2 protein-coding genes and 1 pseudogene are annotated in these 2,337 nt (G+C 56.2%); 2 read left to right on the top strand and 1 reads right to left on the bottom strand.

Annotation, left to right across the window (positions count from 1 at the left end; genetic code table 11):
• The first annotated feature begins 57 nt into the window (after positions 1–57).
• A pseudogene (locus tag ACP5D4_RS21450) lies at positions 58–537 on the top strand (zinc ribbon domain-containing protein).
• Positions 538–617: 80 nt separating this feature from the next.
• Here ACP5D4_RS21450 and ACP5D4_RS21445 read toward each other — a convergent pair.
• Positions 618–962, bottom strand: a complete 345-nt coding sequence (locus ACP5D4_RS21445) for a hypothetical protein (protein WP_428013635.1) — start codon at positions 960–962, stop codon at positions 618–620.
• On the opposite strand from ACP5D4_RS21445, the gene ACP5D4_RS21440 reads away from it, so the two are divergent.
• Positions 874–2,310, top strand: a complete 1,437-nt coding sequence (locus ACP5D4_RS21440) for a choice-of-anchor Q domain-containing protein (protein WP_428013636.1) — start codon at positions 874–876, stop codon at positions 2,308–2,310. The genes ACP5D4_RS21445 and ACP5D4_RS21440 overlap by 89 nt on opposite strands.
• Positions 2,311–2,337: the final 27 nt, after the last annotated feature.

Raw genomic sequence — 2,337 nt, 5'->3', positions numbered from 1 at the left:
AGCGACTACCTGCACAAGCTGACAACCCGCCTCGTTCGTGAGAACCAAACGATTGCGGTGGAATCCCCCCTAACCCCCCTTATTAAGGGGGGAACTAAAGGGGGGATAGGGATGGTGAGAAATCCCAAACTCGCCAAACACATCTGGGATTGTGCCTGGGGAGAGTTTGTCAACCAACTGGACTATAAATGTCAGTGGTACGGGCGTACTCTCGTCAAGGTAGATAAATGGTTTCCGAATCCCCCCTAACCCCCCTTATTAAGGGGGGAACTAAAGGGGGGATGTTGCGGACACAAAGCCGATTCGATGGCGTTGGATGTCAGAGAGTGGACTTGTCCGAAATGTGGGACGGTTCACGACCGGGACATCAACGCCGCACAGAATCTTTTGGCGGTGGGACACACCGTTACAGCCTGTGAAGCGAGTGTAAGTCTTGAAGGACATTGTTCCCAAGAGCAACTGCGAAAAACCCGTAAGGGAAGGAAGCAGGAACCTAAATCGCGAGGTTTAGGAATCACCGTCCTTCCAGGGCGGTGAGGATGTCAAGGCAACAACGGCGGCACAATCAAAAACTCCACCATCACCCAAAACGTCGCCGAGGGGAACGGCGGCGGCATTTACCGTAAAGGCGGGACCTTCACCATTCTCAACAGCATCATCGCCGGGAACACTGCGAGCAGCAATCCGAACGACGTATTCGGCGACAACATCAACGGCGACAACAACAACATCCTGGGAACCACGACTGGCATCAGTTCCGGCTCTCTCGGCACCTGTTCAGACATCGTCCTCGACACCAGCGGAAAAACAATTACCGCCGTTCTCAACACCACCCTCGCCGACAACGGCGGTTCCACCCTCACCCACGCCCTCATCTCCGGCTCTCCCGCCATCGACGCATCCGGTAGCGGTGCCACTGTCAACGACCAACGGGGATTTGCCGCCGCAGGAACCCGCGACATCGGAGCCTACGAAGCTCAGCCAGAAATCGACGTTCTCAAAGGAACCACCAGCATCCCCGATGACGGAACCCTCGCCCTCAACACCACCAAGGGGAGCGACCTCACCGTCACCCTCACCGTTCGCAACGAAGGTTTCGTCAATCTCACCCTCACCGACCCCATCTCGCTAACGGGAGATACAGAACTGTCGCTGTCCAGTTCGTTTACCACCACCACCCTCGCTTTTGAGGAAACGACCACCTTCGACGTTCAACTCGATGCCAGTGCATTGGGAACCTTTAACGGAACCCTGTCCTTCGACAACAACGATGCCGACGAAAATCCCTACAACTTCGAAATTTCCGCCACCGTCAGCAATTCCGCCCCCGAAAACACCGTTCCCAGCGATGCCTTAGAAACCGAAACCAACACCGCTCTCAACCTCTCCGGCATTTCCGTCTCCGATGCCGACGGCGGTACATTAGATGTCAGCCTTGCCGCCACCAACGGAACCCTAACCCTGAGCGAAATCACCGGACTCAGTTTCACCACTGGCGACGGCACCGACGACCCCACCCTCAGGTTTTCCGGTTCCATCGCCAATCTCAACGCAGCGTTATCGAGCCTGAGCTTTACCCCCACCTCCGACTTTACGGGAGATGCCAGCCTCGACCTCACCACCCGCGACGGTTCCCTCTCCGATACCGATTCCGTTGCCATTACCGTCTTGGAAGCAGAAACCTCCGAACCCGATTCCAGTTCCAGTTCCGGTTCCAGTTCCGGTTCCGGTTCCAGTTCCGGTTCCAGTTCAAGCTCCAGTTCCAGTTCCGGTTCCAGTTCCAGTTCCAGTTCCGGTTCCGACGGCGACAGTTCCAGTAGTTCGTCCCCCGCATCTTCTACAGATAGTACAGACAACGCCGAATCAGAAACCTGTAGCTTTGTCAACGCTCCCTCAGAATTCCCCTCTAACAATCCCACCGCTCCCGCCATTGAAGGTGACGATACCGACGATTTCGTCGTGGGAACGAACGAGGGAGAAACAATTCCCGTTTTCGGCGGACAGGATTTCGCGGCGGCGTTGGCAGGTGACGACCATCTCGAAGGTAGCGACGGCGACGATACCCTCTGCGGCAACGAAGGAACCGACGTTATCGACGGCGGTATTGGCAACGATTTGATTTTTGCAGGTAAGGATGGCGACGGCGTTCGCGGCGGTAGCGGCAACGATAGCATTGTCGGGAATTTCGGCGACGACTTCCTTGAGGGTAACGACGACGACGATATCGTTTTCGGCAATGGGGGAGCGGACTATCTCGACGGCGGTTCCGGTGAGGATATTCTACACGTAAAAAGTCCGGGAGCTTGGTAGCCCCGTCGCTTTAGCGCGGGGTGGAAA

This window comes from Baaleninema sp., from assembly GCF_049974805.1.
Classification (GTDB): domain Bacteria; phylum Cyanobacteriota; class Cyanobacteriia; order Cyanobacteriales; family Geitlerinemataceae; genus Baaleninema.
This window is presented reverse-complemented; position numbering and strand designations above follow the sequence as displayed.